This is a genomic window from Paraprevotella xylaniphila YIT 11841, from assembly GCF_000205165.1.
GTDB classification, from domain to species: Bacteria; Bacteroidota; Bacteroidia; order Bacteroidales; family Bacteroidaceae; genus Paraprevotella; species Paraprevotella xylaniphila.
This window is the reverse complement of record NZ_GL883838.1, coordinates 1-3,220: the sequence shown is the minus strand read 5'-3', so window position 1 is coordinate 3,220 and position 3,220 is coordinate 1. Positions and strand designations below refer to the sequence as shown.

Sequence of the window (3,220 nt, the reverse complement as noted above, 5' to 3'; positions counted from 1 at the left end):
TTTTTAGTTATTCCTTGTTTCTCCGCCTTTCGGCAAGCTGCCGGATGGCGGCTTCGATGTCGTCGCCCAGCTTCTCCGCCAGACGGTAAACCTCCACTTTTTCCGTTTCCTCGGTGGTGTACGCCAGATACTCTTCCGCGCTGACCTCCGTGGCATAGACCGCCGACTGCGTGCCGCCCAAGCCTATCCACACCTCCTTGTAGAGCCGTGAAGGGTTGTTCGCCATGTTGATGGAGAGTATCTGCGACTTCTCCTTTTCCGTCAGTCCGAGCAACGCCTGTATCTGGTCGAACTTGTTCATATATTTCCTTTGGTCAAGCAGGATTTTACAATCCGAGTTGTTGATAATGCTCTCTTTGACCACCGGAGAACTGATAATGTCGTCCACCTCCTGCGTCACCACGATTGCCTCGCCGTAATATTTTCTGACCGTCTTATACATATAGCGCAGATATTCAGCCATGTTCGCCGATGAGAGGGCCTTCCAAGCCTCTTCCACGATAAGCTGTTTCCGCACGCCTTTCAGCCGCCGCATCTTGTTGATGAAGGCTTCCATGATGATGATGGTCACGACGGGGAACAGTTCGCGGTTTTCCTTAATCGAATCTATCTCGAAGACGATGAACCGCTTGCCGAGCAGGTCGATGTTCTCCGTGGAGTTGAGCAGGAAATCGTAACGCCCGCCCCGGTAATACTGCCGCATGGTGGTGAGCATGTTGTCGATGTTGAAGTCGGACTTCTCCACCTTGATGTCACGCTGTGCCAGTTCCTTGCGGTAGTCGTCACGCATATACTCGTAGAAGGTGTTGAACGACGGCACGATGCTACGGTCGGATTGGATGCGCTCAATATAGGCACTCACGGCACTGCCCAGCTCGCCGCTCTCCGTCTTTGTCACCTTGTCGTCCTCCGACTTCCAGAGCGTCAGCAACAGGGTCTTGATGCTGTCCTTCTTCTCCACGTCGAAGATGTAATCGTCGGTGTAGAACGGGTTGAAGCTGATGGGCTTATCTTCCGTGTAGGTGAAATACACACCGTCCGCTCCGCCTGTCTTGCGTCGGATCATGCCGCACAAGCCCTGATAGGAGTTTCCCGTGTCCACCAATACCACATGTGCGCCTTGCTCATAATATTGGCGCACGAGGTGGTTCATGAAGAAAGACTTGCCGCTGCCCGAAGGACCCAGCACGAACTTGTTGCGGTTGGTCGTGATACCTCGCTTCATGGGCAGGTCGGAGATGTCAAGGTGCAGCGGTTTTCCCGTGAGCCTGTCCACCATCTTGATGCCGAAGGGCGAGAGCGAGCTGCGGTAGTTGGTTTCCTCTGTGAACAGGCACACCGCCTGTTCGATGAAGGTGTGGAAACTCTCTTCCGCCGGGAAGTCCGCCGCATTGCCGGGTATCGCCGCCCAGTAGAGTGTCGGGCAGTCGATGGTGTTGTGGCGCGGCACGCATTCCATGCTTGCCAACTGGCTGCCCACGTCGTTCTTGATATGCTTCAGTTCCTCCGCATCGTCGCTCCACGCCATGACGTTGAAGTGTGCCCGTACCGAGGTCAGTCCGTAGGAATGGGCTTCGTTCAGGTATTGGTCTATCCACTCGCGGTTGATGCTGTTGCTCCTTGAATAGCGAGATAGCGACTGCATGTTACGGGCGGACTTCTCGAACTTCTGCAAGGTTTCCTCACTGTTGTCTATCAGCACATACTGGTTGTAGATATGGTTGCAGGAGAGCAGAAGCCCCACCGGGGAGGCGAATGACAGTCGGCAGTCACTCCGGTCGGTGGAGAGCTTCTCGTAACGGGTGTCGGTAGCCACCTTGCCCGGCAGGTCTTCCGCGTCGGAGAGGGTGTGCAGACACAGGCGGTTGTCGCCGATGCGCATCTCCCTTGCCGAAAGCTCGATGTCCTGCAAGGTGGTGTCACCTTCCGGCATGAGCGAGAAGTAGCGTTCAATAAGTCCCGTCTTTCCCTCAGTACCCACAATCTCATCGGTGGAGAGGCGGCGCAGCCTGACAAGCCCGCTGTCGTTCATGATGCGCTCGAACTGTTCGCAGGCTTCCAAGAACTTGGTCGTGGTTTCCCTGTCCAGCTCCTTCGGGATGATATGTCCCCGGCACAGCGTGCTGAAATTGCTCTGCATCCGGTTACGCTCCTTTGTTGTCTTGGTCAGGTAGAGGTAGCAGGTGTGTTTCAGGTACGGACGCTCGTTGAAGTGACGCTCGAAAGAGCGGCTTAAAAAGCTCATGTCGTCCTTCTGAAGCTCCGGTTTGTAGCGTTCCTTGATGAACCAGTCCTGTTTGTGGACGACGGAGTAGTCCGGCAGCACCTTGATAGCCTTGCACCAGCAACTGTGTATCGCCTCGTACTCCGCACCCGTCACGGTGTAAAGTTCCGGTAGTTCCACCTCGAAAGCCACCGTGATGTCGGCGTCCTTTGAGATGATGCAGCCATGCTCCACCGCTAAAAGTGGGAACCTGTTTTCCAGTGTTGTCATTTTCGATGTATTCCTCATTGTCTTTCTTCCTTTCGTTGTCGTTTGAACAGACGGGTTATCCGCCGCCGGTTGATAAGGTATCGGGGATGGCTCCGTGCCGCTCCTAATTTCATCAGCCCGTGTTCACCGTACCGGGCGTTCAGCGCGAAGGTCTGCCATACAAGGAGGGAGGACGATGCCGCGCCGAAGCCGATACATATCCACTGGTCGATACCGACCATGTAGAGGATGACGAACAGGACGAAGAGAGCCAGCAGACCTCCGCAGAAGATGAAGAGGTACTGTGCCTTCAAGCCCTTGAACTCTACCGGACGGCCGATACCCTTGTTGATTGGGTATTCAGCCATACATTATTTATTAAAGGAAGAATGAGCGCAGGATGGTGGCGGCAACAATCAGGAAGATGCACGCGCCGAACCACGAGGCGGCTGTCTTGCTGGTGTCGGGGTCGCCCGATGAAAACTTGCCGTACACTTTTACGCCCCCGATAAGCCCGACGACTGCACCGATGGCGTATATCAGTTTAGTTCCGGGGTCGAAATAAGAACTCACCATAGAGGTGGCTTCGTTGATGCCCGCGATGCCGTTTCCCTGCGCGAAAGCGGAGGCGGTTGCGGCGATGACAAGTGCCGCGGAGAGGATTGCTTTTCTGTTTTTCAAGATGTTCTTGTTCATAAACTGTTCTTGTTTTTTGCCGTCAAAAGGGTGGATGGTCCTTTGTCGGGC

Annotated in this window: 3 protein-coding genes; all 3 read right to left on the bottom strand. The window is 54.7% G+C overall.

Annotation, left to right across the window (positions count from 1 at the left end; genetic code table 11):
* Positions 1–7: 7 nt before the first annotated feature.
* Genes HMPREF9442_RS06755 through HMPREF9442_RS06745 form a run of 3 tightly spaced genes read right to left on the bottom strand, consistent with a single transcriptional unit; the run spans position 8 to position 3,169 of the window.
* Positions 8–2,512: a TraG family conjugative transposon ATPase gene (locus HMPREF9442_RS06755; RefSeq protein WP_004291515.1), complete on the bottom strand. Its 2,505-nt coding sequence runs from the start codon at positions 2,510–2,512 to the stop codon at positions 8–10.
* On the bottom strand, positions 2,509–2,841 hold the full coding sequence (locus HMPREF9442_RS06750; RefSeq protein WP_004291514.1) for a DUF4133 domain-containing protein: 333 nt from the start codon (positions 2,839–2,841) through the stop codon (positions 2,509–2,511). Before HMPREF9442_RS06750 ends, HMPREF9442_RS06755 begins: the two co-directional genes overlap by 4 nt.
* A 10-nt stretch (positions 2,842–2,851) precedes the next feature.
* A complete protein-coding gene (locus tag HMPREF9442_RS06745) occupies positions 2,852–3,169 on the bottom strand; it encodes a DUF4134 domain-containing protein (protein ID WP_002560983.1) in 318 nt (105 codons plus the stop codon).
* Between the last annotated feature and the right edge of the window lie 51 nt (positions 3,170–3,220).

Bases quoted from the DNA above. Each gene is read 5' to 3' on its own strand.
- HMPREF9442_RS06755 (WP_004291515.1), bottom strand. From the start codon at position 2,512: ATGAGGAATACATCGAAAATGACAACACTGGAAAACAGGTTCCCACTT.
- HMPREF9442_RS06750 (WP_004291514.1), bottom strand. From the start codon at position 2,841: ATGGCTGAATACCCAATCAACAAGGGTATCGGCCGTCCGGTAGAGTTC.
- HMPREF9442_RS06745 (WP_002560983.1), bottom strand. From the start codon at position 3,169: ATGAACAAGAACATCTTGAAAAACAGAAAAGCAATCCTCTCCGCGGCA.